Origin of the sequence: Streptomyces sp. NPDC101225 (assembly GCF_044767585.1) — a bacterium.
Lineage (GTDB): Bacteria > Actinomycetota > Actinomycetes > Streptomycetales > Streptomycetaceae > Streptomyces.
In genome coordinates this window covers 84,980-110,522 of sequence record NZ_JBIWOE010000001.1, presented here as the reverse complement: position 1 = coordinate 110,522, position 25,543 = coordinate 84,980, and the positions used below count along the sequence as shown (strand labels likewise).

At 73.7% G+C, this 25,543-nt stretch carries 23 protein-coding genes; 13 read left to right on the top strand and 10 right to left on the bottom strand.

The genetic code is table 11. The features are described from left to right. Window positions 1–7: 7 nt before the first annotated feature. A complete protein-coding gene (locus ACIRPX_RS00465; protein ID WP_404187486.1) occupies window positions 8–1,183 on the top strand; it encodes a glycosyltransferase in 1,176 nt (391 codons plus the stop codon). A 19-nt stretch (window positions 1,184–1,202) separates the two neighbouring features. Here the strand turns inward: ACIRPX_RS00465 and ACIRPX_RS00460 are convergent, their stop codons facing one another. Next, window positions 1,203–2,537, bottom strand: coding sequence for a TerD family protein (locus ACIRPX_RS00460; protein ID WP_404187485.1), 1,335 nt, complete (start codon window positions 2,535–2,537; stop codon window positions 1,203–1,205). Between the two features lie 298 nt (window positions 2,538–2,835). On the opposite strand from ACIRPX_RS00460, the gene ACIRPX_RS00455 reads away from it, so the two are divergent. The 4 genes from ACIRPX_RS00455 (at window position 2,836) to ACIRPX_RS00440 (ending at window position 7,480) form a co-directional block, all read left to right on the top strand. Further along, complete coding sequence (locus ACIRPX_RS00455) at window positions 2,836–3,270, top strand: DUF6643 family protein (RefSeq protein ID WP_404187035.1); 435 nt, start codon at window positions 2,836–2,838, stop codon at window positions 3,268–3,270. Window positions 3,271–3,321: 51 nt separating this feature from the next. Beyond that, complete coding sequence (locus ACIRPX_RS00450; protein ID WP_404187034.1) at window positions 3,322–4,161, top strand: MOSC domain-containing protein; 840 nt, start codon at window positions 3,322–3,324, stop codon at window positions 4,159–4,161. A 172-nt stretch (window positions 4,162–4,333) separates the two neighbouring features. Further along, on the top strand, window positions 4,334–4,939 hold the full coding sequence (locus ACIRPX_RS00445) for a hypothetical protein (protein WP_404187033.1): 606 nt from the start codon (window positions 4,334–4,336) through the stop codon (window positions 4,937–4,939). Between the two features lie 108 nt (window positions 4,940–5,047). Continuing rightward, window positions 5,048–7,480: a right-handed parallel beta-helix repeat-containing protein gene (locus tag ACIRPX_RS00440; protein ID WP_404187032.1), complete on the top strand. Its 2,433-nt coding sequence runs from the start codon at window positions 5,048–5,050 to the stop codon at window positions 7,478–7,480. On the opposite strand, the gene ACIRPX_RS00435 is transcribed toward ACIRPX_RS00440, so the two are convergent. Next, window positions 7,450–9,804 carry a hypothetical protein gene (locus ACIRPX_RS00435; RefSeq protein ID WP_404187031.1) on the bottom strand — a complete coding sequence of 785 codons (2,355 nt, stop codon included), beginning with the start codon at window positions 9,802–9,804 and terminating at the stop codon, window positions 7,450–7,452. The genes ACIRPX_RS00440 and ACIRPX_RS00435 overlap by 31 nt on opposite strands. 286 nt (window positions 9,805–10,090) lie before the next feature. Here ACIRPX_RS00435 and ACIRPX_RS00430 point away from each other — a divergent pair, with 286 nt between their 5' ends. Further along, window positions 10,091–10,909, top strand: coding sequence for a DeoR/GlpR family DNA-binding transcription regulator (locus ACIRPX_RS00430; protein WP_384253892.1), 819 nt, complete (start codon window positions 10,091–10,093; stop codon window positions 10,907–10,909). An 87-nt stretch (window positions 10,910–10,996) separates the two neighbouring features. Continuing rightward, window positions 10,997–11,467 carry an SRPBCC family protein gene (locus tag ACIRPX_RS00425; protein ID WP_404187030.1) on the top strand — a complete coding sequence of 157 codons (471 nt, stop codon included), beginning with the start codon at window positions 10,997–10,999 and terminating at the stop codon, window positions 11,465–11,467. 125 nt (window positions 11,468–11,592) lie between these two features. On the opposite strand, the gene ACIRPX_RS00420 is transcribed toward ACIRPX_RS00425, so the two are convergent. Further along, window positions 11,593–12,765, bottom strand: coding sequence for a PLP-dependent cysteine synthase family protein (locus tag ACIRPX_RS00420; RefSeq protein WP_404187029.1), 1,173 nt, complete (start codon window positions 12,763–12,765; stop codon window positions 11,593–11,595). Window positions 12,766–13,117: 352 nt separating this feature from the next. Here ACIRPX_RS00420 and ACIRPX_RS00415 point away from each other — a divergent pair, with 352 nt between their 5' ends. Together ACIRPX_RS00415 and ACIRPX_RS00410 are read left to right on the top strand one after the other, a co-directional pair. Further along, window positions 13,118–13,441 (top strand): hypothetical protein, encoded by a 324-nt coding sequence (locus ACIRPX_RS00415; protein WP_404187028.1) that lies wholly within the window; start codon window positions 13,118–13,120, stop codon window positions 13,439–13,441. Window positions 13,442–14,153: 712 nt separating this feature from the next. After that, window positions 14,154–14,684, top strand: coding sequence for an ATP-binding protein (locus tag ACIRPX_RS00410; RefSeq protein ID WP_404187027.1), 531 nt, complete (start codon window positions 14,154–14,156; stop codon window positions 14,682–14,684). A 107-nt stretch (window positions 14,685–14,791) separates the two neighbouring features. Here the strand turns inward: ACIRPX_RS00410 and ACIRPX_RS00405 are convergent, their stop codons facing one another. From ACIRPX_RS00405 to ACIRPX_RS00395, 3 genes are read right to left on the bottom strand one after another with little or no spacing between them, the layout of a single operon-like run. Beyond that, the gene (locus ACIRPX_RS00405) at window positions 14,792–17,353 is read right to left on the bottom strand and encodes an ABC transporter permease (protein ID WP_404187026.1); all 2,562 of its coding nucleotides are present in this window, start codon (window positions 17,351–17,353) and stop codon (window positions 14,792–14,794) included. After that, window positions 17,350–18,099, bottom strand: coding sequence for an ABC transporter ATP-binding protein (locus tag ACIRPX_RS00400; RefSeq protein WP_404187025.1), 750 nt, complete (start codon window positions 18,097–18,099; stop codon window positions 17,350–17,352). Before ACIRPX_RS00400 ends, ACIRPX_RS00405 begins: the two co-directional genes overlap by 4 nt. Beyond that, window positions 18,096–18,386 (bottom strand): SHOCT domain-containing protein, encoded by a 291-nt coding sequence (locus ACIRPX_RS00395; protein WP_404187024.1) that lies wholly within the window; start codon window positions 18,384–18,386, stop codon window positions 18,096–18,098. Before ACIRPX_RS00395 ends, ACIRPX_RS00400 begins: the two co-directional genes overlap by 4 nt. Window positions 18,387–18,594: 208 nt before the next feature. On the opposite strand from ACIRPX_RS00395, the gene ACIRPX_RS00390 reads away from it, so the two are divergent. The 4 genes from ACIRPX_RS00390 to ACIRPX_RS00375 all read left to right on the top strand — a co-directional run bounded on the left by ACIRPX_RS00390 (window position 18,595) and on the right by ACIRPX_RS00375 (window position 21,179). Next, window positions 18,595–19,179, top strand: a complete 585-nt coding sequence (locus ACIRPX_RS00390; RefSeq protein WP_404187023.1) for a TetR/AcrR family transcriptional regulator — start codon at window positions 18,595–18,597, stop codon at window positions 19,177–19,179. 62 nt (window positions 19,180–19,241) lie between these two features. Continuing rightward, window positions 19,242–19,661 carry a cupin domain-containing protein gene (locus tag ACIRPX_RS00385; protein WP_404187022.1) on the top strand — a complete coding sequence of 140 codons (420 nt, stop codon included), beginning with the start codon at window positions 19,242–19,244 and terminating at the stop codon, window positions 19,659–19,661. 10 nt (window positions 19,662–19,671) lie between these two features. Continuing rightward, on the top strand, window positions 19,672–20,256 hold the full coding sequence (locus ACIRPX_RS00380; RefSeq protein WP_404187021.1) for a DUF4865 family protein: 585 nt from the start codon (window positions 19,672–19,674) through the stop codon (window positions 20,254–20,256). Beyond that, complete coding sequence (locus ACIRPX_RS00375) at window positions 20,253–21,179, top strand: phosphotriesterase (protein ID WP_404187020.1); 927 nt, start codon at window positions 20,253–20,255, stop codon at window positions 21,177–21,179. The genes ACIRPX_RS00380 and ACIRPX_RS00375 overlap by 4 nt, the downstream gene beginning before the upstream one ends. 225 nt (window positions 21,180–21,404) lie before the next feature. On the opposite strand, the gene ACIRPX_RS00370 is transcribed toward ACIRPX_RS00375, so the two are convergent. The 4 genes from ACIRPX_RS00370 to ACIRPX_RS00355 form a co-directional block, all read right to left on the bottom strand. Further along, entirely contained in the window at window positions 21,405–22,361 is a 957-nt protein-coding gene (locus tag ACIRPX_RS00370; RefSeq protein ID WP_404187019.1) for a pseudouridine-5'-phosphate glycosidase, read from the bottom strand. Window positions 22,362–22,581: 220 nt separating this feature from the next. Further along, window positions 22,582–23,709: a PfkB family carbohydrate kinase gene (locus ACIRPX_RS00365; RefSeq protein WP_404187018.1), complete on the bottom strand. Its 1,128-nt coding sequence runs from the start codon at window positions 23,707–23,709 to the stop codon at window positions 22,582–22,584. An 82-nt stretch (window positions 23,710–23,791) separates the two neighbouring features. Then, entirely contained in the window at window positions 23,792–24,247 is a 456-nt protein-coding gene (locus tag ACIRPX_RS00360) for an RpiB/LacA/LacB family sugar-phosphate isomerase (RefSeq protein WP_404187017.1), read from the bottom strand. 50 nt (window positions 24,248–24,297) lie between these two features. Then, window positions 24,298–25,536, bottom strand: a complete 1,239-nt coding sequence (locus ACIRPX_RS00355) for an ROK family protein (RefSeq protein ID WP_404187016.1) — start codon at window positions 25,534–25,536, stop codon at window positions 24,298–24,300. Window positions 25,537–25,543 lie beyond the last annotated feature (7 nt).

Below are 25,543 nucleotides of genomic sequence, written 5' to 3'. Positions count from 1 at the left end.
GAGCGCCATGTCGTGGATTGCCGCCGTATCCCTCGCCGCCTGGCTGTGGCTGTTGCTCTGTCAGGGCTTCTTCTGGCGGACGGACGTCCGGCTGCCGCCCCGGCGGGAGCCGGCCGTATGGCCGTCGGTCTGCGTGGTCGTGCCCGCGCGCGACGAGGCCGACGTGCTGCCCGCGACCCTGCCGTCCCTGCTCGCCCAGGAGTATCCGGGACGGGCGGAGATCTTCCTCGTCGACGACGGGAGCTCGGACGGCACCGGGGCGCTCGCCCGCGCGCTGGCCGACACGCACGGCGGTCTGCCCCTGACGGTCGGCTCGCCGGGCGAGCCGCCCGCCGGCTGGACGGGCAAGCTGTGGGCCGTACGGCACGGCATCGCTCTCGCACGGGCGCGTGCGCCCGAGTATCTGCTGCTGACGGACGCGGACATCGCGCACGCGCCGGACAGCCTGCGCGAGTTGGTCGCCGCCGCGCACGGCGGCGGCTTCGACGTGGTCTCGCAGATGGCCAGGCTGCGGGTGGAGAGTCTGTGGGAGCGGCTCGTGGTGCCGGCCTTCGTCTATTTCTTCGCGCAGCTGTATCCGTTCCGCCGGATCGGCGCGAAGGGCACGCGGACGGCGGCCGCGGCGGGCGGCTGCGTGCTGCTGCGCGCGGAGGCCGCCGAGCGGGCGCGTATCCCGGACGCCATCCGCCACGCCGTCATCGACGACGTGGCGCTGGCGCGCGCGGTCAAGGGCGGTGGCGGGCGCGTGTGGCTGGGCCTGGCCGAGCGGGTGGACAGCGTGCGCCCCTATCCGCTGCTGCACGACCTGTGGCGGATGGTGTCCCGCAGCGCGTACGCGCAGCTGCGGCACAGCCCGCCGGTGCTGCTCGGAACGGTGGCCGGGCTGGCCCTGGTGTACCTGGTGCCGCCCGCGGCCCTGGTCGCGGGTGGTGTCACCGGGGACACGGCGGCCTGGGTGCTCGGCGGCCTCGCGTGGCTGGTGATGACGGGGACGTACGTCCCGATGCTCCGTCACTACCGCCAGCCGTTGTGGCTCGCTCCCCTGCTGCCGTTCACCGCGTTCCTCTACCTGCTGATGACGGTCGACTCCGCCGTGCAGCACTACCGGGGACGCGGCGCGGCCTGGAAGGGCCGCACCTACGCGCGCCCGGACGCGGTCACCGACGAGCACCCGCTCCGGTGACGGGCGCGCTCCGCGGGGGTCACTTCCGGCCGGGGGTCCAGTTCATGCCCCACCCGTAGGCGTGGTCGATGGTCCGCTGGGGGCTGACCCCGCGTTCGGGCACCAGGTAGCGGGCCTCGCGCTGGACCATCAGGTCCCCGCCCGTGTTGGTGATCAGGGCGAGGGCGCACACCGTCGAGGGGACGGTGCACTCGTCGAGCGAGAAGTCGATCGGGGCGCCGAACTGCGGCTGGAGGGTGACCGTCGCGTGCAGGTCCGCGAAGGAGCGGGCGCCTTCGTAGATGGTCACGAAGACCAGGATCCGCCGGAAGTCCTGCTTGTGGTCGAGGTTGATGGTGAGGTTCTCACCGCTCTCGACGGCACCGGTGCGGTCGTCGCCGTCGAGGTGGATGTACGGGGGCTGGTGCAGGGCTCCGAAGGCGTTGCCGAGGGCCTGGATGACACCCTTCCTGCCGTCGCCGAGTTCGTACAGGGCGCACAGGTCCAGGTCGAGGTCGCGGTGCATGGCGACCGCGCGGCCGCGCTTGCCGCCCCAGCCGGAGAACTGCTTGCGCACCTGCCAGTTGAGGTTCACGCGCATGGCGCCCGAGGTGCCGCCCTGCTTGGCCAGCGAGACCGCGGGCGCAGCCTTGGTGAGCGTCACCTTGCTGAGCCGGACCGGCTGACCGGGGGGTGCCTGCGGCGGGGGCGGCTGCACCGCGGCGGGGGGCGTCATGGGCGGGGGCATGTTCACGGGCGGCGCGGTCGGCGGGGGCATGGTCACCGGGGGCGCGGCGGGTGGCGGCATGGTCACCGGCGGTGCGGCCGGCGGCGGAGTGGAGGGCGCGGCGTGCTGCGGTTCGTCCACCGTGATGCCGAAGTCCGTGGCCAGACCCTCGAGTCCGCTGCTGTACCCCTGGCCGACGGCACGGAACTTCCAGGCGCCCTGGCGGCGGTAGAACTCGCCGAGCACGAACGCGGTCTCGACCGTGGCGCCCGTGCTGTCGAAGCGGGCCACCACGTCGTTCCGGGCGGCGTCGCGCACCTCGATGTAGAGGTCGGGGACCTGGCCGAAGCTGCCGCCGTCCGAGGAGGCGGCGAGGACGACGGTCTCGATCGCGGGCTCCACGCGCGCGAGGTCGACCAGCAGGGTGTCGACGGTCCGGCCGCCGCTGTCCCGCTTGCCCTCGTGCCGGACCGCGCCGGAGGAGTGCACCGCCTGGTTGTAGAAGACGAAGTCGCCGTCGGAGCGGACCTTGCCGCTCACGAGCAGAAGTGCCGAGGCGTCCGCGTCCGGCACACCGGGTCCGGAACGCCAGCCCAATTCCACCCGCAGCGCCGTCGTCGGCACCGGCGTATTCGAACCTTTCGACATTGACATGTCCGCCCCCATCGCGTCTCACCGCACCAGTCGGTGTCCCGGCAGCCCTCCGGGTCGTCTACCCGCACAACCTATTCGCTGGGGCGGCGAACTCCCACGAGCGGCACAGGAACACCTGCGTCCGACCCGCCGGTAACCCTCCGCGAACTGGCCTTTACAGGATTCAGACATCGATCGACGCCCCTTTTTGCCAAGTTCGCTCGCATTGGGGATCCCGCATCACTGCGGACACGGAAAACAACCCTCTTATCGGTCTCCCCAACTAGCACATCGAGGGCTTAACTTATGAGCCATGACCTCCCCCCGCTCCACCTTTGGCGGCGGCTACTACTCCGCCTTCCCGGACACCCCGATCTACGACCGGCTGGTCGCCGAGCGGGGCACCCCTCAGATCGCCCCGATCCGGGTCCCCGCCGCGTACGATGCGCCGGGCAGCTATCTGCCGGCCCTGCCGTCGGCCCTGCCCGCCCTTCCGGCGGGTCCCTCGTCCCAGCCCTCCTACGGCCATCCGCAGGCGCAGCAGCCGGCACCGCTGCAGCAGGCGCCCGCGGCCTACATCCCGCCACAGGCGACCGCTCCGCGCGGATACCCCGGCCAGCAGCAGCCGCAGCGGCCGATGGCGTCCGGCATGGGCTACGAGGCCATGCGCCCCGCGGCTCCCCGGCCCGCCCCGGCCCAGTACCAGGATCCGTACAACGGCCAGCAGCAGTACCGCGGCGGCTACTGAGCCGTCCGAGGTCCTCCCTCGGCCATCGTTGTCACCTGGCACGATGGCCTCATGGGGAATGCGCTGCTGCAGTCGGTACACATCCACCCGGTGAAGGCCTTCCGGGGTCTCGCGCCCCGGGAGGCCGTCGTGGAGCCCTGGGGGCTGGCCGGAGACAGGCGCTGGACGCTGATCGACGACGGGGGAAAGGTCGTCACCCAACGCCAGCAGCCGCGCCTGGCGCTTGCCGCCGCCGAGCCGGCGCCCGGCGGCGGTGTTCGTCTGTCCGCGCCGGGCATGCCACCGCTGACCGTGCCGGCACCGCGGCCGGCCGGCACCGTACCGGTGGACATCTTCGGCGACAAGGTCGAGGGGGTGCCGGCCGAGGACGCGGCGGCCCACGCCTGGTGCAGCGGCTATCTCGGCGCCGAGGTCCGCCTGGTGCACATGGACGATCCGGCCACGCGCCGGCCCGTCGACCCCGCGTACGCCCGCCCGGGCGAGACGGTCGCCTTCGCGGACGGCTACCCGCTGCTGCTCACCGCCCGAGCCTCCCTCGATGCCCTCAACTCCCTGATCGCGCGGGGCCCGCGCGCGGCCGAGGGCCCGCTTCCGATGAACCGGTTCCGGCCGAACGTCGTGGTGGAGGGCACCGCCGCGTGGGCGGAGGACGGCTGGTCCCGCATCGCCGTCGGCGAGGTCACCTTCCGCGTCGCCAAGCCCTGCGGGCGGTGCGTGGTGACCACCACCGACCAGGACACCGCCGTACGGGGCAAGGAGCCGCTGGCCACGCTGGGCCGCCACCGCCGCATCGACGGCAAGCTGGCCTTCGGCCAGAACCTGGTGCCCCTGACCACCGGCACGATCCGGGTCGGTGACGCGGTGACCGTCCTCGCCCGACGGGAAGCCTGACGGGAAACCCGCTCCCCGGTGCGGGAACCCCGGCCGGGGGCCCGCGCGTTGAGCTTCGTGAGAAGTTCATGAGAGGCCGTGCGGGCGCGTGATGTCGCTCTCTCTTCGACCATGCCGGCACATGAACCGCTCACCCGGGGGTCAAGACGGAGCGGGAAGGGGGTGCGGGTCGGTGCGGACCATCAGCGGACTCTGGCGCTGGCGGCACAATCCGCTGCGTCGCACCAGCGATCTGGCCGAGGCCTGGCTGGCCTTGGTGGTGCTGCTGCTCATCCTCGTCGCCGCGCCCTTGATCGGCTCCGTCGTCGGCGACATCGCCCAGGGGGCCCTCCAGCAGTCGGTCCGGGACCAGCGCGCGGCCCGCCATCCGGTGACGGCCACGGTGGTGCGCACGCTGGACCGCGCCACGCTGGACACCGATCCGGAGACGTCCTCGGCGCGCGACCTGCGCAGCCGGGTGGTCGCCGACTGGACCGCGCCGGACGGCTCCGGTCACCACGGCCCGGCCATGGCGGAGCTCAAGTCCCCGCACCGCGGCGACCACTTCGAGATATGGACGGACCTGCACGGCCGGATAGTGACCCGGCCGCTGGACCCCGCGACGGCGACGACCCATGCGGTGCTCGCCGGGTTCGGCGCCGCCCTGCTGGCCGCGGGCACCCTCGAGGGCGGCCGCCGGCTGATCGTCTGGCGCATGACCCGTCGCCGGTACGCCCGTTGGGACCAGGCCTGGGACAAGGCGGGCCCGGACTGGGGCAGGACCGGCACCGGCAGCTGACGGCCTTACGGCTCTGGTCAACCCACCGCCCGCGCGCACGCTACGGTGGAGCGGCCGATCCCTTCGGCATCGACCCGCGTATCACGAGGTGGGGGGCACAGCAGCGCCATGGCACAGGGCACGGTCCAGGTGACGCACACCGGCACATCGCGGTGGCGGCGCCGCACGGGTGAGTACACATCGCTCGCCGCCGCCCTGGAGGCCGCCGCGGACGGTGATGTCCTCACCGTCGCCCCCGGCACCTACCGGGAAAACCTCGTGGTGGAGCGGTCGGTGACGCTGCGCGGGCCCGAGGGCTCCCCCGGTTCGGTGCGCATCGCGCCCGTGGACGGGGTGCCGCTGACGGTGCGCGCCTCGGCGGTCGTCCAGGACCTGCACGTGGAGGGCCAGGACGGGGCGGCGCCCGCCCTGCTGGTCGAGGAGGGGACGCCCGAGCTGCTGGACATCCGGGTCGTCACCCGGTCCGCGGCCGGCATCGAGGTGCGCGCGGGCGCGCGGCCCACCGTGCGGCGGTGCACCGTCGACAACCCGGCCGGCATCGGGGTGGCCGTCCTCGACGGCGGGGGCGGGGTGTTCGAGGAGTGCGAGGTCGTGGCCGCCGGGCAGGCGGGCGTCGCGGTCCGCGGCGGCGCCCACCCGCGGCTGGAGCGCTGCCGGATCCACCACGCCTCGGGCGCGGGCCTGTCCGTGACCGGCGAGAACACCGCCGTGGAAGCGCTGGGCTGTGAGATCTACGAGGTCCGGGGCAGCGGCGTCCAGGTCACCGGCCGGGCCACCGCGCACCTCACGGACTGCGATGTGCACCGCACCTCGGCGGACGGAGTCACCCTGGACACGGACGCGGTGCTCACCCTGGCCGACTGCCGTATCCACGACATCCCGGAGAACGCGGTCGACCTGCGCTCGCGCTCGGTCCTCACCCTGACCCGCACGACGGTGCGTCAGTTCGGGCGCAACGGCCTGTCGGTGTGGGATCCGGGCACGCGCGTGGACGCCAACCAGTGCGAGATCTTCGACAGCACCGGCGACTACCCGGCGGTGTGGGTCAGCGACGGCGCCACGGCCGTGCTCGACTCCTGCCGGGTGCACGACGTGCCCGACGCCCTGTTCGTGCTCGACCGGGGCTCGCGCGCGGACGTCGTCGACAGCGACCTGTCGCAGGTGCGCAACACGGCCGTGTCGGTGAGTGACGGCGCCACCGCGCAGCTGGACGACTGCCGCATCCGGGACGCCGCGACGGGCGCGTGGTTCCGCGACCACGGCAGCGGCGGCACCCTCAGCAACTGCACCGTCGACGGCACCCAGACCGGCGTGATCGTCACCAAGGGCGCCGACCCCACCGTCGAGCGCTGCACGGTCGAGTCCCCCGCGGAGGCCGGGTTCTACGTGTCGGCGGGCGGCCGCGGCACCTTCCTCGGCTGCCGGGTGACCGGCAGCGGCGGTTACGGCTTCCATGTGATCGACGGCAGCCGTACGACGCTGAGGAAGTGCCGTACGGAGCGGTGCGCGCGCGGTGGCTACGAGTTCGCGGAGGGCGGCGACGCGGCGCCGGGGACCGGCCCCGTCGTCGAGGAGTGCACCAGCGACGAGAGCGCGGGGCTCGCCCCGCCCGCGGCCCTCGAGACCGCGGTGCAGACGGCCGACCGCTCGCCCGGTCTGCTGGGCGCCATCCCCGGGCAGCGCACCACCGAGCAGGAGCCGCTGCTCACCGCCCCGCCCGAGGCGCCGGCGCGGACGTCGAAGGCCGTGCTCGGTGAACTCGATGCGCTGGTGGGCCTGGAGAGCGTCAAGCGGGAGGTCCGGGCGCTGACCGACATGATCGAGGTGGGCCGGCGCCGGCAGGAGGCGGGCCTGAAGGCGGCCTCGGTCAAGCGGCACCTCGTCTTCACGGGCTCCCCCGGCACCGGCAAGACCACGGTGGCCCGGCTCTACGGCGAGATCCTCGCCTCGCTCGGCGTGCTGGAGAAGGGCCACCTGGTCGAGGTCTCCCGCGTCGACCTGGTCGGCGAGCACATCGGCTCGACGGCGATCCGCACCCAGGAGGCCTTCGACCGGGCGCGCGGGGGTGTGCTGTTCATCGACGAGGCGTACGCCCTCTCGCCGGAGGACTCGGGCCGCGACTTCGGCCGGGAGGCCATCGACACGCTGGTGAAGCTGATGGAGGACCACCGCGACGCGGTCGTGGTGATCGTCGCGGGCTACACGGCCGAGATGGAGCGGTTCCTTTCGGTCAACCCCGGTGTGGCGTCCCGTTTCTCACGGACCATCACCTTCAGCGACTACGACCCCGACGAACTGCTGCGGATCGTCGGACAGCAGGCCGACGAACACGAGTACCGGCTGGCGCCGGGCACGGCCGAGGCCCTGCTGAAGTACTTCACGGCGATCCCGAAGGGCCCGGCGTTCGGCAACGGCCGCACCGCCCGCCAGACCTTCGAGGCGATGGTGGAGCGGCACGCGAGCCGGGTCGCCCAGTTCGAGGAGCCCACCACCGACGACCTGACCCTGCTCTACGCCGAGGATCTGCCCGAGTCGTCCTGAGCGGCCACCGCGGGACGCGGGATCGGCACCTCGGGCCGCAGCCGGGCCAGCAGTCGCTCGCGTTCCTCGGCGAAGGCGGGGTCGGCCTGGTAGTCGGAGTGGCCCAGGATCGGTGCGGGCAGGGGGTGCGCCGCGGTGCGGCCGTAGGCGAGGGGGTCCTTCAGCGGCGGGCGGTCCACCTCGGGGCCGCAGTCGCCGGGCAGACGGACCGGGCCGCCGATGGGGTCGGTGAGCCGGTGCAGGTTGCGCCAGCAGTCGACGTCGTGGTGGAGCGAGGTCAGCGCGGCGGGGCCGAAGTGGGCCGGGAACCAGCGGCCGTAGAGGCGCTCCAGCGGGCAGCCGTAGGTGAGCAGGGCGACGCGCCTGCGGTCGGCGGGTTCGAGCTGCCAGGCCGCGGCGGCCGCGAGCACGCTGCCCTGCGAGTGGCCGGAGATGACGAGCCGGCCGCCGGTGGCGCGCGTCCAGGTCGCCATCCGCCAGGTGAGGTCGGGGACCGCGCGTTCGGCGTAGCAGGGCGGGGCGAAGGGGTGGGCGGCGCGCGGCCAGAAGGTGCCGACGTCCCACAGGATGCCGATGGTGCGCCGGGCGGAGGCGTCCTTGTAGGCGCGCCGGCCCCAGGTGACCAGGAGTATGAAGCCCAGCCCGATCAGCCAGGAGCCCAGGGCCTGCGCGGTCTGCGCGGTGCCGTGCACGACGGCGTACGCGTCCCGTGCGGCCGCTGCGGGGGCCTCGTCGGTCGTGCGGGCTCCGGCGATGGCGCCGGCGCCCAGCACAAGGGTCGCGCCGGCGACGACGGCGATCAGCTGGGGAGCGCGGTCGGTGAGCGTGGCCAGGGCGCGCGTGGCGGCGATACGGCCGGTGCGGGCGGCGTCCCTGGACTCCGAGGGGTAGTCCAGCCGCACCTCGCCCAGCTCGACGCGGCGCAGCAGCCACACCCGCCGGCCCAGCCAGCCGCAGAACGCGAGCAGGACGACGAGCAGGACGGGGATGACGGATGCCTGCCAGGTCAGCAGGACCGGCGGGCCGACGAGGGAGGTGCCCGTGCCGTCCAGCCAGTCCGACACCCGCTGGGCGACCCCGCCGGACATCACACCGCCCAGGGCGCAGGCGAGCGTGGTCACGGCCGGGCCCGCCAGCCCGTGCAGGGCGGCCCGCCAGTCGGGGCGGGTGCGGTACAGGACGCGGGCGACCACGGCGAGGGCGACGACAAGGGCGCCCTGGACCAGCGCGATCCCGCCGAAGGTCATGCCGCCGCCGAGCAGCCGGCCCGTCGACCGCCATCCCGGCCGCTCCCATCCCGCGTGGAGCGCGGCGAGCAGCAGCAGCGCGAGCGCGGCGAGCGGCAGACGTCGTACGAGGTGTTCGTCGAGTTCCTGGTCGAGGCGGTTCTCGCTGCGGCCGCGGCGGCAGACCACCCACAGCACGCCGGCGGCGGTGGCGAGGATCCCCGCGAGGAGGAGCCGGCCGAGGGTGTCGAGGACGGCGGAACCGCCGGGCAGGCGGTCGTGGCGCGCCGCGGACGAGGCGACGGCCGCGGCGACCGTCAGCAGGCCCGCCGCGGTGTGGGCGGCCCGCAGCCGCGCGCCCAGCCGGCGGCCGTACCAGAAGCCGGGGCTGCCCAGGCCGCTGCGGCTGGTGTCCCCGTCCGGTTCGGTCCGGTGGGGCATCGGCCGTACCGACTCGTAGGCGCTCCAGGTGCGGCGGGAGAGGTACCACAGCAGTCCGGTCAGCGAGGCGGGTACCACGGCCGCGACGGCCAGGCGGCGGCCCGGCGCGCTCCACCAGCCCTGGTGCGACACGTCGGGCGACAGGAAGCCGAGCCAGGAGCGCCGCTCGGCGCACGCGCGCGTGCCCGCGCACTGCCAGGCCGCCAGGTCCAGCGCCACCTCGCAGGCGGCCGCGACCAGCAGCACCGTCAGGGTCAGCCCGGCGAGCCGCACCAGCAGCCCGTACAGCCGGACCGTCCGGTCGCGGCCGCGGGCGTCGGGGCGCATCCAGTGGGCGAGGTTGACGACCATGAACGGCAGGAGCAGCAGCCACAGGGCGCGTGCGCTGTTGCCGGAGGTGAGGTTGCACCAGACGTACGCCTCCGGCACCGGCCTGCCCCGGTAGTCCCCGGGCCTGCTCTCGGCGTCGACGTCCTCGGCACGCCGGAAGACGGCCGCCGTGTCGTCACCGCTGATCCGCACCGTGCTCGGATCGTTGAGCATCTTCTGGGGCGTCGCGCCGCCCACGCCGTGGACCAGGAGTTCCAGGGCGATCGCGGGTGTCCCGGCGCTTTGGGCGGGGCCGTCCGCCGGGTCCCGTTCCTGTGCACGTTCCACTGTTCGCACTTCCCCCGTGAGGCACCGTCGGCTTGTGTCCGTGCGGGCACCAGGATCTCCGCTCCGGGCCGGGCTCACACCTGTGCCCACGGAATCTCCCCGATCCGGGTGACATACGGGGAACAGATGTGGCCACGGTGACATGCGCGCGTCGGGTCAGTGGCGTGATGGGTGCCCACCCGTGCAAGGATGGGACATCCGCACACGGGGGCTTGGGTGTATGCCCTTGTCGGAGCAGGTGTGCGCGGTGTGTCGGACGGCTTGAGGCGAAAGGACCGGAGCGTACGTGAGTGAGAATCAGAACCTCCTCGCGGAGCAGCGGCGCTCCCTGATCCTGGAGGAGGTCCGGCGCCGCGGCGGGGTCCGGGTCAACGAGCTCACCCGCAAGCTCGGCGTGTCGGACATGACCGTGCGCCGCGACCTCGACGCGCTGGCCCGCCAGGGCGTGCTGGAGAAGGTGCACGGCGGTGCCGTACCGGTCGTGGAGGCGAGCACGCACGAGCCGGGCTTCGAGGCCAAGTCGGGCCTGGAGCTGACGGCCAAGGAGGACATCGCGCGCTCGGCGGCCCAGCTGGTCGCGCCCGGCACCGCGATCGCGCTCTCGGGCGGTACGACGACGTACGCGCTGGCGCATCAGCTGCTGGACGTGCCGGACCTGACGGTCGTGACCAACTCGGTGCGGGTGGCCGACGTCTTCCACGCGGCGCAGCGGACCTCGGGACCCCGGCAGGGCGCGGCCACCGTCGTGCTGACGGGCGGTGTGCGCACGCCCTCCGACTCACTGGTGGGACCGGTGGCCGACCAGGCGATCGCGGCGCTCCACTTCGACGTGCTCTTCCTCGGTGTGCACGGCATATCGGTCGAGGCGGGCCTGTCGACGCCGAACCTCGCGGAGGCCGAGACCAATCGGCGTCTGGTGCAGTCGGCACGGCGCGTCGTGGTGGTCGCCGACCACACCAAGTGGGGCGTGGTGGGCCTGAGTTCGTTCGCGGCGCTGGAGCAGGTCGACACGCTGGTGACGGACGCGGGACTGCCGGGGGACGCCCGCGAGGAGATCTCCGAGCACCTGCCCCAGCTGGTGGTGGCGGGCGAGCCGGAGAACTGAAGCCGGTCGCAGGGCAGACAACTGACGAGCCGTCAATTACGGTGAGGAACCGGTCCGTCACCCGCCTGCGCCGAGGAGTTCGCGTCCATGGCTCGCCGTCTGCGCCCCGTCGGGCTCGACTTCGTCGAGACCGCGCCCGTACGTCTCGTCTTCGCACGGGAGATCGAGGCCGCGCCGGAGGCGGTGTTCCGCGCGCTGGCCGACGACGTGCCCGGCTGGGCGGAGTGGTTCGCGGCCGTGACGCTGGCCCGGCCTCTCGACGGCGGCGCCCGGCGCGAGGTGCGGCTCAAGGGCGGTACGCGCTTCGAGGAGACGGTGCTCGCCGCGAAGGAGGCGGAGCTGTACGCCTACCGCGTCGACGTCACCAACGCGCCGGGCATGCGGGCCCTGGCCGAGGAGTGGCGCCTCGCCCCGGCCGGTACGGGCACGCGCGTGCGCTGGACCTTCGCGGCCGACGGCTCGGCGCCGATGCGACTCGTCCTGAGGGCGGCCCGTGCGGGCCTGGGCCGGTCCTTCCGGGACGCGACAGCCGCTCTGGACCGGCGCATCGCCTCCTAGGCTCTCTCAGGGTCGGCGCCGGCCGCTCAGCCCCGGCGCCGCGGCCGCGAGCCTCAGCGGAGCCCGGCCGCCCGCCCTCGGTCGAGCCCGGCCGCGAGCCCTCAGCCGAGCCCGGCCACGTACCCTCAGCCGAGCCCGGCCGCCCGCCCTCGGTCGAGCCCGGCCGCATGCCCTCGGTCGGGCCAGACGCCCGTCTCCAGCAGGGAACGGATCGCCGCCGTGTACGGCTCGATGTCCAGGCCCTGCCCGGCGAGCCAGGCGTCCGAGTAGTACTTGTCGAGATACCGGTCGCCCGGGTCGCACAGCAGCGTCACCACGCTCCCCTGCCGCCCCTGCGCCACCATCTCGGCGACGATCTTCAGCGCGCTCCACAGCCCGGTGCCCGTGGAGCCTCCCGCCTTGCGCCCGATGGCCCGCTCCAGGGCCCGTACGGCGGCGACGCTCGCCGCGTCGGGCACCTTCATCATCCGGTCGACGGCGCCCGGCACGAAACTCGGCTCCATCCGGGGACGGCCGATGCCCTCGATACGGGAGCCGCAGTCGCAGGTGACGTCCGGATCGCCGGTGGTCCAGCCCTCGAAGAAGCAGGAATTCTCCGGATCGGCCACACAGATACGGGTGTCGCGCTGGGTGTAGTGGACGTAGCGCGCGATGGTCGCCGAGGTGCCGCCGGTGCCGGCCGTCGCCACGATCCACGCGGGCTCGGGGAAACGCTCCAGTTCCAGCTGGCGGAAGATGGATTCGGCGATGTTGTTGTTGCCGCGCCAGTCCGTGGCCCGTTCCGCGTAGGTGAACTGGTCCATGTAGTGGCCGCCGCTCTCCACCGCCAGGCGGGCCGACTCCTCGTACATCCTGCGTGAGTCGTCCACGAAGTGGCACTGCCCGCCCTGGAACTCGATCAGGCGGATCTTCTCGGCGCTCGTCGTGCGGGGCATGACGGCGATGAAGGGGACGCCGATCAGCCCCGCGAAGTACGCCTCGGAGACGGCTGTCGAGCCGCTGGACGCCTCGATCACCGGGCGGCCCGGACGGATCCAGCCATTGCACAGGCCGTAGAGGAAGAGCGAGCGGGCGAGCCGGTGCTTGAGGCTTCCGGTCGGGTGGGTCGACTCGTCCTTGAGGTACAGGTCGATCCCCCATTTCTCGGGCAGCGGGAAGCGCAGGAGGTGCGTGTCGGCCGAGCGGTTGGCATCGGCCTGGACCTTGCGGACGGCCTCTTTCAGCCAGGCGCGGTAGGCCGCGTCGCTGTGGTCGACGTCGAGGGTCTCGCCGGACCGGGTCTGCTGGGGGGTGCTCACGACGGGGTGCTCCTTACGCTCGGCGCCAGCGGCGCGTCGCGCGGCCGACGCACCGATCATAAGCACCTTCCACACGCTTCTCACCTGCATAAACGCACCTTTGGGCGCCCCAAAGGACCACCTGGGGTCCAGGGCCGGCGGACATGGGGGGCGCATTCGCGCGAGTGCTCCGGGCGCTTCGTCCGAGCGTGACGTGCGTACTGGTGCTCGACGCCGGGTGCGTGCAGACTGCACCGCGGGTGCGGGCAAACCGCATCGAACGGGGGCGCACACTGGACCTCGACACCAGCTGGATCATGGCCCACGCAGGCACACGGTCCAGCGCACCGGACGCGCACAAGGGGGCAGCGGCATGGCGGAGCCGGAGTTCACGGCCACGGGGGTGCGGATCGACAAACGGCTGCGTTCGCTCACCCGGGCCGGGCAGGTCCGGATCAGCGACGGCAGGCTCGCGTTGCTCACCAGCTACGGCACCGAGATCGACAGTGCTCCGGTGCAGGCGGTGCGGGCCTCCAAACCCTGGTTCGCCGCGGAGGACCGGGCGCTCGCGGACCTCAACGGCAAGCGTTACCTGCTGACCCTGGGCGACCACGACCCGGCCCCCGGCGAGGTGGGGCCGCCCGCGGCGCGCCGCTTCATCGAGGCCGTACGGAAGGCCGCGGGGCGCGGAACCTGAGGGTCCTTCCGGACCGGACCGGGCCGAGCCGGGCCGGGCCGAGCCGGGCCTCGGTTCGGAGGCCCGGTCCGGAGGCCGGGTTCGGAGGCCGGGTTCGGAGGCCGGGTTCGGAGGCCGGGTTCGGAGGCCGGGTCCGGACCAAGGTTCGGGACGAAGGCTCGGGACCGCAGACCGGGGACTTGGCTCGGGGACTTGGCTCGGGGGCTCGGCTTAGGGGCCCGGCGCGGGGGCCCGGCGCGGGGGCCCGGCGCGGGGGCCCGGCGCGGGGGCTCACTCCGGAGCCTTCGTTCGGGACCTCGGTGCGGAGCCCCGATCCGGAGCCTTGGCTCGGAGCCCGATCCGGAGCCTTGGCTCGGAGCCCGGTCCGGAGCCTTGGTTTGCTGCTTCGGTTCGGGACCGTGACTCCCGGCCCCGGTTCTGAGTCTCGGTTCGGGACCAGGACTTGGGGCCAGGGCTCGGGGCCAGGACTTGGGACCAGGGCCAGGACCAGGGCCCGGGGCCGCGGCGGCGGGGGGCCTCCGACCGGCTCGGCCGACGGCGAGTTGCGGGGCCGCGCCCCCTGCGTCACTCTGGTCTCACGTCACTCTGGGTTTACCGGCGATAACGCTGCGAACCAGCCGCCGGGCACGACAGCAGGCAGCCGTTCCACTCAGGCCCTGCTGGATCCGCATTCCGTGTTCTTCCGGACCTCTTCAGTCGGGGAGTCGCAGCCGTGATCACTCACCCAAGCAGGCACTGCACGGTAGAGCTGCAAGCCCTGCCGTCGCGGATCGGCCAGGTCCGCAGAATCGTCTCTGCGCAATTGCGCTACTGGCATATGGACTCGCTCATCGACCGGGCCGCGCTCGGCGTGACGGAGCTGCTGACCAACGTCCACCTGCATGCCCGGCCCGACAAACTGTGCACCGTGGAGATAGAGCTCCTGCTGGACCGCCTCATGGTCTCGGTGCGCGACCACGATCCCCGGCTGCCCGAGGTCCGGGACGTGGAGACGTCCGCCACCACCGGCCGCGGGCTCGCCATGGTGGCCGCGGTGAGCGAGAGCTGGGGCGTGCGCCCGGACGGCGCGTCGGGCAAGGTCGTCTGGTTCACGCTGCCCACCGCCCCGGCACCGGTGACGCCGCCGTCCCGCCCCCAGCGCGGCACGGCCGAGAAGCCGGCTCGCCGCTTCGTGGAGGTCGAGCACGCCGTCGACGCCCACAGGCCCACACACGCTCCCGCCCGGTCCGCCGTTGCCGGCTGACCGGGCGGTGACCGTCCTCGACGGCCGTTCGCCTCCGGGAGTGCCTCAGCCTCGACCCAGCGGGCGGTCGCGCTCAGGGCTTCGCGCCTCCGCAAGGCCGGCGGACGTCACTCCGTCGCGATGGCGCGCAACACGTCCAGCCGTGCCGCCCGCCGGGCCGGGCGCCAGCCCGCGAGGGCGCCCGCCACCAGACCCACCAGGGCCACGATCGCGAGCTGGACGGGCGGGATCGCGAAGGCGAAGGCGCTGTCGCTCGCACTGTCGGAGGCCTTCACCAGCACCCAGCCGAGGAACGCGCCGAGTCCGAGACCGCCGACCGTGCCGAACGCGGCGACGAGCACCGACTCCCAGCGGACCATGGCACGCAGCTGCGAACGTGTCTGGCCGACCGCCCTGAGCAGGCCCAGTTCGCGGGTGCGCTCGTGGATCGCCAGGGTCAGGGTGTTGGCGATACCCAGCAGGGCGATGAGGACCGCGAGGGCGAGCAGGGCGTAGACCAGGGTGAGCATCATGTCGATGCCGCCGGCCGAGGACTGCGCGTAGTCGTCGCGGGTCTGCACCTCGGGACTGCCGTAGTGCGCGGCGACCTTCTGCACGGCCGCCTTGCCCGCGTCCGTGCTCACGCCGTCCTCGAAGGAGACGGCGACGAGCGTGTCGGAGTCCTGGATGCGGTGCGGGGCCCAGGCTGCCCGGGTGATGACGTAGTCGCCGGCGAGCTCGGACTGTCCGTAGACCGCGCGGACGGTGAAGGTCTGCCGCCTGCCGTCGGTGAAGGTGAGTTGCGCCTTGCCGCCGGTGGTGAGGTGCTGCCTGTCGGCCTCCGCCTTGGTGACGGCGATACCGTCGGTGCCGAGGTGGCGCAGGGAGCCGTCGACCGTGCCCAGGTCGAAGGTGCGCTCCAGGGCGACGGGGTCGGTGACGGTCAACGCCCGTCCCTTGCCGTCGACTTGGGCGACTCCGCGACCCAGCCCCACGGCCGTGTCGACCTCGGGAAGGCGCTGGATCGCGCCGGCGAGGCGTGGGCTGAGCCCGCTGCCGCCCGCGCCGAACGAGGGGGTGCTGACGGCGACGTCGCCGGCGAAGGACCGGGAGACGGTCCGGTCCATGGTCGCCTTCAGCGAGGCACCGAAGACGGTGAAGAGCGAGACGACCGCGACTCCGATCATCAGGGCGCTCGCGGTGGCGGCGGTCCGTTTGGGGCTGCGCAGGGCGTTGCGCCGGGCGAGGCCGCCGGTGACACCGCGGAGCCGGTCGAGGGGGCCGCCGAGGATGCGTACGGCTGTGTTCGACGCGACCGGGCCGAGGACCACGAACGACGCCAGGGCGAGCACGGCGCCAAGTCCCGCCGTCCACAGGGACGGTGACACGAGGACTCCGCCGAGGGTGCAGGCGACGGCCAGGGCGGCCAGACCGATGCCGGTGACCGCGCGGGGACGGGAGGCGCCGGAGGCGTCGACGGCCGTATCACGCAGCGCGGCCAGCGGCGCGGTGCGGCCTGCGCGTGCGGCGGGCATCAGCGCGGAGCCGAGGCAGACCACGATGCCGACCGCGAGCGGCAGCGTCATGGACAGGACGCTGATCACCAGATCGCCGTCGGGGAAGGGGAATCCGATCGCCGGGAACAGCGCCTGAAGGCCGGCGGCGATGCCGATGCCACCCGCCAGACCGGCCGCCGAGGCGGTCACGGCGACCACGGTGGCCTCGACCAGGGTGGTGGCGGTGACCTGGCGGCGGGAGGCCCCCAGAGCCCGCAACAGGGCGTTCTCACGGGTGCGTTGGGCGACGACGATCGCGAAGGTGTTGTGGATGGAGAAGGTCGCGACCAGCAGGGCGATGCCGGAGAACACCAGCAGGAACGTGGTGAAGACGGTCAGGAACTGGCTGGAGATCATGTCGGTGTTCTCCTGGGCCGAGCGCTGACCGGTGATGGCCTCGACTCCCTTGGGCAGTACGGGAGTCAGCCGGTCGACGAGTTCCTGCTCACTCACCCCCGGTCCGGCCCGCACCTTGATGCTCGCCGCCTCGCCGGGCCGTGCGGTGAGGTACTTCTCGGCGTCGGCGCGGGTCATGCCGGTGAAGGTCACCTGCGCCATGCCGTCCTCGCCGCCGAAGGTCGCGAGGCCGACGACGGTCACCTCGACCGGGTCGGGGGTGCGCAGCGTCGTCATGTCGCCGATCTTCAGGCCCCCCTTCTTCGCGGCGCCGCGGTTGACGACGACCTCGCCGGACGTGCGCGGGGCGCGGCCCTCGGCGAGCCGGTACGGGTTGAGCTCGGGGTCGGTGATCCAGTTGCCGGCGAGGGTGGGCGGGCCCTGGCCGCCGACGGCTTTGCCGTCCCTGCCCACGAGTTGGCCGGCGCCCTCGATGTCGGGTGCGGCCGCCGCCACGCCCGGCACGTTCTCGAGCGTGCTCACCAGGCCGGTGGGCACGGGCCGGCGTACGCCCTGGCTGTCGCCGGGCGTGGTGATGGCGTCGGCGCCGCGCACCACGGCGTCGGTACCGCTGGTGGCGCTGCCGAACATCGAGTCGAAGCCGGCGCGCAGCGTGTCGCCCATGACGAGCGTGCCGGCGAGAAAGGCGACGCCGAGGAACACGGCCAGGAAGGTCCCGGCGAAGCGCCGCCGGTGGGCGCGCAGGGAGGACACGCTCAGGCGTACGGCGGCGTTCACGAGGGCACCTCGAAGGCTTTCATACGGTCCAGGACCTGGTCGGCGGTCGGGGATTCCATCCGGTCGACCAGGCGTCCGTCGGCGAGGAAGACGACCTCGTCGGCGTGGGCGGCGGCCACGGGGTCGTGCGTGACCATGACGACCGTGCGGGAGGTCTGCCGGACGGCCCGGCCGAGCAGGCCCAGAACCTCTCCGCCGGAGCGGGAGTCGAGGTTTCCGGTGGGCTCGTCCGCGAAGACGACGTCCGGCTGTCCGGCGAACGCCCGTGCCACGGCGACGCGTTGCTGCTGGCCGCCGGAGAGCTCGGCGGGCCGGTGGTGCAGGCGGTCGCGCAGGCCGACGGCGTCGGTCAGCGCGTCGATCCACTCCGGGTCGCCCTTCCCGCCCGCCAGGTCCAGCGGCAGTGTGATGTTCTCGGCGACGGTCAGGGTGGGCACCAGGTTGAACGCCTGGAAGACGAAGCCGACGCGGTCGCGGCGCAGGAGGGTGAGGCGGCGGTCGTCGAGGCCGCCGAGATCGGTGTCGCCGACGAAGGCGGCGCCCGAGGTGAGCGTGTCGAGGCCGGCCGCGCAGTGCATCAGGGTGGACTTGCCGGAGCCCGAGGGCCCCATGATCGCGGTGAAGCGGCCGGCCGGGAAGCCGACGCTCACCCCGTCCAGGGCCCTCACCTCGGTGTCGCCGCGGCCGTAGACCTTCACGGCGTCGACGACCCGGGCGGCCGTGCGGGTCGCGGTCGTGGCGGTCACGCCGCACCGCCCTTCGTACGGCCGAACTGCTCGTCCAGGACGGACAGCCGGCGCCAGTACTCGTCCTCGTCGATCTCGCCGGACGCGAAGCGGCGGCCGAGCACGGCGACGGGCGAGTCGCCGGAGGGGCGTCCGTCCGCCATGACCCGCCACGGGCCTCCGCGGCCGCGCCACACGGTGCGGCGCAGCAGCGTCACGACGCCGACCACGACGGCCGCCCAGATCAGCGGGAAGAAGAGGATCCAGGGGCCGGGGCCGCCGCCGTTCCAGTGCGCGAGTGTCTGCATCTCGAGTCATCTCCCAGAGGGGTGTTCCGGTGTCCGGTGGTCCGGTGGTCCGGTGGTCCGGTGGTCCGGTGGTCCGGTGTTGTCTCGAGGCTCCCGCCGGGGAGGGGTCCGGGTCGTCGTACGGCCAGCGGCACCGCGCGTACCTCCCTGGGAGTACGCGGGGCCCGCGCTCCTGCTCCCCAGGGGCTCGACGTCTGTACCTACTAGTATGTACAGTGCTCGCGTGACCATCTCGGAGAGCACGTCGGAGCGGTTGATCGAGTCCACGCGTGAACTGCTGTGGGAGCGCGGCTACGTGGGCACCAGCCCCAAGGCGATCCTGGAGCGCTCGGGCGCGGGCCAGGGCAGCATGTACCACCACTTCAGGGGCAAGCCGGATCTCGCGCTGACCGCGATCCGGCGGACGGCCGAGGAGCTGCGGGCCACCGCCGAGGGAGTACTCCGCGGTCCGGGGACGCCGTACGAGCGCATCGAGGCGTATCTGCTTCGTGAGCGCGACGTGCTGCGCGGCTGCCCGGTCGGGCGGCTGACGATGGATCCGGACGTGATCGCCAGCGACGAGCTCCGGGCGCCGGTCGACGCGACGCTCGACGCCATCCGCGAGCTGATCGCGGGGATCGTCGAGGAGGGCAAGGAGCAGGGGCAGTTCGCGCCCTCGCTGGACGGCGAGGAGATCGCCGCGACCGTCCTCGCGACCGTCCAGGGCGGGTACGTCCTCGCCCGCGCCGCCGGCTCGCCCACCGCCTTCGACGCCGGCGTCCGGGGCCTGCTGTCCCTGCTCGCCTCCCGATAGGACGCGCCCCGATTCGACAGCACGGGTCCCGTCCGACCCGCCGACGAGAGGAACGCCCGCACGTGGACATCACCAGGAACCGTCCCGCCACCCGGCAGGGCCCGGCGGAGAACTTCACCGGTTCGGTGTGGCTCGACGAGATCGCCGCCCCCGCGCCCCCGTCCCGGCTGCGCATGTTCAGCGTCCACTTCACGCCCGGTGCGCACACCGCCTGGCACCGCCATCCGCACGGCCAGGTGCTGCACGTCCTGGAGGGCGAGGGGCTGGTGCAGCGCAGAGGCGGTGCCGTTGAGGCCGTCCGCGCGGGGGACACGGTGTGGATCGAGCCCGGCGAGTGGCACTGGCACGGCGCCGGGCCGCGCACGTTCATGACGCATCTCGCGGTCGACGAGGCCGCCGAGGACGGCACCACCGCGGAGTGGGGCACGCACGTCGGCCGCGAGGAGTACTCCGCGGGCGGCGCGCCGGACACCCCGGCCTGAGGAGGCATCGATGCACGCCATGCAGTACGAACTGACCCTGCCCGCCGACTACGACATGGGCGTCGTCCGCGCCCGCGTCGCCCGCGTCGGGCACCTGCTCGACGACTGGGACGGCCTCGGCTTCAAGACCTACCTGCTGCGCGAGCGCGGGGTGAACGGCTCGCCGGTCAACCAGTACGCGCCCTTCTACCTCTGGAACACCATGGAGGGCATGAACGCCTTCCTGTGGGGCGGCGCCTTCCAGGGCCTCTGCGACGACTTCGGACGGCCCTCCGTCCGGCAGTGGAGCGGTCTCGCCTACGAGGAGGGCGGCGCCGCGCGGTCACCGGCGCGGTGCGCCGTACGACGGCGTCAACCCGTCCCCGACGGAGCGGAGCCCGCCGAGGTGGCGGCGGAGGCGGCGGCCGAGGCCGCGCGGCTGGCCGGTGAGGAGGGGGCCGTGGCGTCGGCCGCCGCCGTGGACACCGGCCGCTGGGAGCTCGTCCACTTCTCGCTCTGGGAGCACGACACACCCAAGACCGACGGGGACGTCTTCGAGGTGCTGCACCTGTCGGCACCGGGGCGTGACCGGCTGCCGCGAGGGAGGCAGTGGTGAACGCTGTCCGTACGGTTCTGGGCGACATCCGGCCCGAGGAACTGGGCGTGTGCGACGCGCACGACCACCTCTTCGTCAGCAGCCCGCGGCTGCCCGGCCAGGAGTTGAACGACGCCCGCGCCGCGCGCGCCGAGCTGGAGGCGTTCGGTTCGGCGGGCGGGGCGGCGGTCGTGCAGTGGACGCCGTACGGGATGGGGCGGCGGGCCGCCGACCTGCCCGCGCTGTCACGGGCGACCGGTGTGCACGTGGTGTGCGCGACCGGACTGCACCAAGCGGCCCACTACGCAGCGGAGTTGCTCACGGAGGTGCGGGGCGGCCTCGCGGAGGTGTTCGTCTCCGAACTCACCGAGGGCATCGGCACCTCGGGGGTCCGCGCCGGCCTCGTGAAGGTCGCGGGCGGCTTCCACGTGCTGGACACGCACGCCCGCTGGACGATGACCGCAGCGGCCGAGGCCCACCGCGCGACGGGCGCGCCGATCGCCGTCCACCTGGAGATGGGCACGGGCGCACTCGACGTACTGGACCTGCTGTGCGGCGAGCTGGGCGTCCCGCCGCAGCGCGTGATCCTCGGTCACCTCAACCGCTCCCCCGACCTCACGGTGCATCGGCAGGCCGCGGGGGCCGGCTGCTGGCTGGCGTTCGACGGCCCGTCGCGCGCGCATCACGCCACCGACTGGCGGATGCCGGACGCCGTGCACGCCCTGGCGGAGGCCGGGTTCGGGCACCGGGTGCTGCTCGGCGGCGACACCGTCGTCGCCGCGGCGCGATCGGTCGACGGCGGGCCCGGGATGCCGTATCTGCTGCGGCGGGTGCGGCCGCGGCTGGAGGCCACGCTGGGCAAGGAGGCGGTGGACCGCATCCTCACCGACAATCCGGCCCGGGCCTTCGCCGCGGACTGGCACCGAGAGGCCGGGCCGGCCTGACGAGAGGCCCGGCCCGCCTGAAGGGGCTCGGTGGCACAGGGCGCCGACGCCGTCCGAGAAGGGCGGAAACCCGGCCCGGGCGCCGTCTCGGCTGCCACGTACGTGCTCGCGGCCGATCCGCCGCAGGGGCCGTTTCCGATCGGGCTGTGCGTCCGGCGGGCCGATCTGCGGCGGCCCCTGGTGGCGGCGCTGTGGAGCCGGTGACGCGCCGGCGGCCCGGGACGGTCAGCCGAGCCTGGCGTACTCGACCGCGACCCGTGCGCCCAGCCGGGCGTTGTTCTTGACCAGCGCGATGTTGGTCCGGAGGCTCTCGCCCCCGGTGAGTTCGACGATCCGGCCCAGGAGGTACGGCGTGGTGTCCTTGCCGGTGATGCCGGCCTTGTCCATCTCGGCCAGGGCCTGCGCGATGACGCCGTCCATGCGCTCGGCCGGGACCTCCTCGTCCTCGGGCACGGGGTTGGCGATGGTGACGCCCCCGAGGATGCCGAGGTCCCAGCGGGCGTGCATCACGGCGGCGATCTCGGCGGCCGAGTCCACGCGCAGGGGTGAGGTGAAGCCGCTGCGGCGCGAGTAGAACGCCGGGAACTCCTCCGTGCCGTAGGTGAGGACCGGGACGCCGAGGGTTTCGAGGGTCTCCAGGGTGAGGCCGATGTCGAGGATGCTCTTGACGCCCGCGCTGATCACCGCGACACCGGTCGTGGCCAGTTCGGTCAGGTCGGCGCTGATGTCGAACGTCGTCGGCGCGCCTCGGTGCACGCCGCCGATACCGCCGGTGACGAAGGTGCGGATGCCGGCGAGGGCGGCCAGCCGCATGGTCGCGGCGACGGTCGTCGCGCCGTGGGCGCCGCGTGCCATCACGTACGCGAGGTCGCGGACGCTGGCCTTGGTGACGTCCGGCGCGGTCGCGAGGAGCTCCAGGTCCTCGGGGGTCAGCCCGATGCGCGGGCGGCCGTGCAGGACGGCGATCGTCGCGGGGACGGCGCCGCCGTCGCGGATGATCTGCTCGACCTCCACGGCCATCCCGACGTTCTGCGGATACGGCATGCCGTGGCTGATGATCGTCGACTCCAGGGCCACGACGGGACGCCCGTCGCTCAGCGCGTCGCGGACCTCGTCGGTCAGCACCAGGCGCGGGTGCGGCACGGGCGTCGCGGGGGTCGGGGCGGGGGCGGGGGTGATCATCTCGGGCTCCGGATCGGGTTGTTCAGGCGAACAGGCGGGTCGGTCAGGCGGGTCGGTCGGACGGGTTGCCCACGCCATGGGCGGACAGGCCAGCGGGGCGGTCAGGCTGCTCGGTCGATCTGGTCGGTCAGGCTGCTCGGTCGGTCTGGTCGGTCAGGCTGCTCGGTCGATCTGGTCGGTCAGGCTGCTCGGTCGATCTGGTCGGTCGCGGGCGAGTCGGTCAGGCGTTCGCAGGGGCTTCGCCGGCGTCGAGCAGGTCCTCGATCAGACGGGGCGTCAGGTCCGGTCTCACGGTCGCCGGGCTCGCGACCGTGAGGGCGGCGGCGGCATGCCCGAAGCGGGCGGCGTCCACCGGACCGGCGCCGGCCAGCAGGGCGTGGACGAACGCGGCGAGCATCGCGTCGCCCGCTCCGGTGACGTCGGCGACCTCGGCGGGCGGGGCGGCCAGGAACCGCGCGTCCTCGCCCACGGAGCTCAGCACGCTGCCGCGGGCGCCGAGCCGGACCCACACGTGGCGCACCCCGCGGGCGTGCAGCGCACCGGCCGCCGCCACGACCTCGGCCTCGCTGTCGCCGACGAAATCGCCGAGCAGGGAACGGAGTTCGTCGAGGTTGGGGGTCAGGGCGAAGACCGGGCGCCGGTTGCCGAGCAGCGGCGCCAGGAAGGCCGCCTTGGGGGCGCTCACCGGGTCGATCACCACGGGCACCTCGGCGGGGTGCGCGACGTCCATCGCGTGGGCGAGCACATCGGCCGGCAGGTTGCCGTCCAGGACCAGCATGTCCGCGTGGGCGATGAGTTCGCGCGCCGGGTGCAGGTCCTCCGGGGCCAGGGACTCGGTGGCCGCCATGTCGGCGACCGCCACGACCAGGTCTCCGTCGGCGTCCAGCACGGCCGTGTACGTCCCCGTCGGATGCGCGCCGCGATGCACATGGTCGAGGCGCACGCCCGCCGCCGCGGTCTCCGCGAGCAGCCGCTCGCCCGCGGCGTCCCGGCCGACGGCGGCGACCAGGTGGGTCGGGGTGCCGAGCCGCGCCAGGTTCTCCGCGATGTTGCGGCCGACGCCGCCCGCGGTGGTGCCGGCCCGGCCCGGGTTGCTCGTCCGCTGCCTGATGGGCGCGAGGCTGCGCACCTTGACGTCGGTGTTGGCCCCGCCCACGACCACGACCGCGTTCTCCGCGCGGAGGATGTAGCCGCGGCCGAGGATGGCGCCCTTCTTGCCCAGGTTGGACAGGTGCACGTTGACCGAGGCCCGGGTGCTGCCGAGGGCGTCGGCGATCGCCTGCGGGCCCGCCAGCGGGTCGCGGCGCAACAGGGCGATGATCTCGCGCTCCCGCCGGGTCAGCATCATGCTTACCAAGCTAAAGGGGCTTTATCCGAGTAAGCAAGGGGTGGCCGTGCGGGTTTCGGGGCCGCGACGGGCGGCACCGCCGTCAGCCCGTGGCTCTCCCGGCGTCCAGCCGCCCCACCCGCTCCACGTTCTCCCGGTCCTCCGCGTCCGCGCTCGGCGCGGCGGCGAACCACGCGTCGAGGATCTCCTTGAGCAGCGGCTCGGACGTCAGACGCAGGCTCAGGGCCAGCGCGTTCGCGTCGTTCCAGCGGCGGGCGCCGTCCGCGGTGTACGCGTCCGTGCACAGGGCCGCCCGTACGCCCGGCACCTTGTTCGCCGCGATGGAGGCGCCCGTGCCGGTCCAGCAGCACACGACCGCCTGGTCCGCGGCGCCCTCGGCGACCTCGCGGGCCGCGGCCTCCGAGCACGCGGCCCACTGGGCGTCGTCGCCGGGGCTCAGTGCTCCGTGGGGCACGACCTGGTGGCCGCGCCGTCGCAGTTCCGCGACGAGCAGGTGCGCCACGGGTTCGTCCATGTCCGAGGAGACGGAGATCCGCATGCCTGGAGACTAACGCCGTGCGACGCCTGCTCCCAGTGCACGGCCGGCGCTCAGGTCAGCGCCCCCAGCGGGTCGTCCAGCACCGGCTGCCACGCCAACTCCGCGGCGCCCACCAGGCTGTTGTGGTCGAGGGTGCAGGGCAGGATGGGGACTCCGCCGCTCTGGCCCCACAGGCTGCGGTCGGCGACCACCGCGCGCAGGCGCCCGGGGTCGGCGTCGAGGAGTGTGCGGTGCAGGCCGCCGAGGATGATGCGGTCGGGGTTGAGGATGTTGACCAGTCCGGCGAGCCCGAGGCCGAGGCGGTCGATGAGGGCCTCGGTGGCGGTGCGGATGGCCGGGTCGTCGTAGTGGTTGCGGATCAGGTCGATGGCCTGCTGGAGGAGCGAGACCTCGGGGCCGGGTTCGCGGCCGGCCGCGGTGAGGAAGGCCAGCGGGTCGGCCTCGACGTCGAGGCAGCCGCGGCTGCCGCAGTGGCACGGCCGGCCCTCGGGGTTGACGGTGAGGTGGCCGACCTCGAGCGCCAGGCCCGAACTGCCCGTGTGCAGACGGCCGTCCAGCACGAGCGCACCGCCCACACCGCGGTGACCGGTGGCCACGCACAGCAGGTCCCGGGCGCCGCGCCCGGCCCCGTGCCGGTGCTCGGCGAGCGCGGCGAGGTTGACGTCGTTGCCCGCGAAGGCGGGTCCGTCGATCCCGGCCGTACGCACGCACTCCGAGAAGAGCCGCCGGACCGGCGCGCCCACGGGCCACGCCAGGTGCAGGGGGTTGAGGGCCAGTCCCTCCGGCTCGGCGACCGCGGACGGCACGGCGAGTCCGGCGCCCACACAGCGCCGCCCGGTCCTGCGCAGCAGCTCCGCGCCCGCCTCCACGACCGAGACGAGGACCTTCGCCGGGTCGGCGTCGACGGTCTCGCAGCCCGGCGCGGTGGCCACGATCCGGCCGCCGAGGCCGACGAGCGCGGCGCGGAAACCGTCGGCGTGCACCTGGGCCGCCAGCACGACCGGCCCGTCGCCGGCGACCGCGAGCCGGTGCGAGGGCCTGCCCTGCGACCCGGCCGCCGCCCCGGGCCGGGCGTCCACCTGGATCAGACCCAGCGCCTCCAGTTCGGCGGCGACCGCGCCCGCGGTGGCCCGGGTCACCCCGAGTTCGGCGGTGAGCACGGCCCGGGTGGGCGCGCGTCCGGTGTGCACGAGCTCCAACGCGGGCCCGAGCGCGCCGCGCCCCCGGTCCAGCCGCGCCCTCGAGGTGGTCCCTTCCCCCGCCGTCCGGGGGTCCGCCTTGCCGCTCATGAGGGCG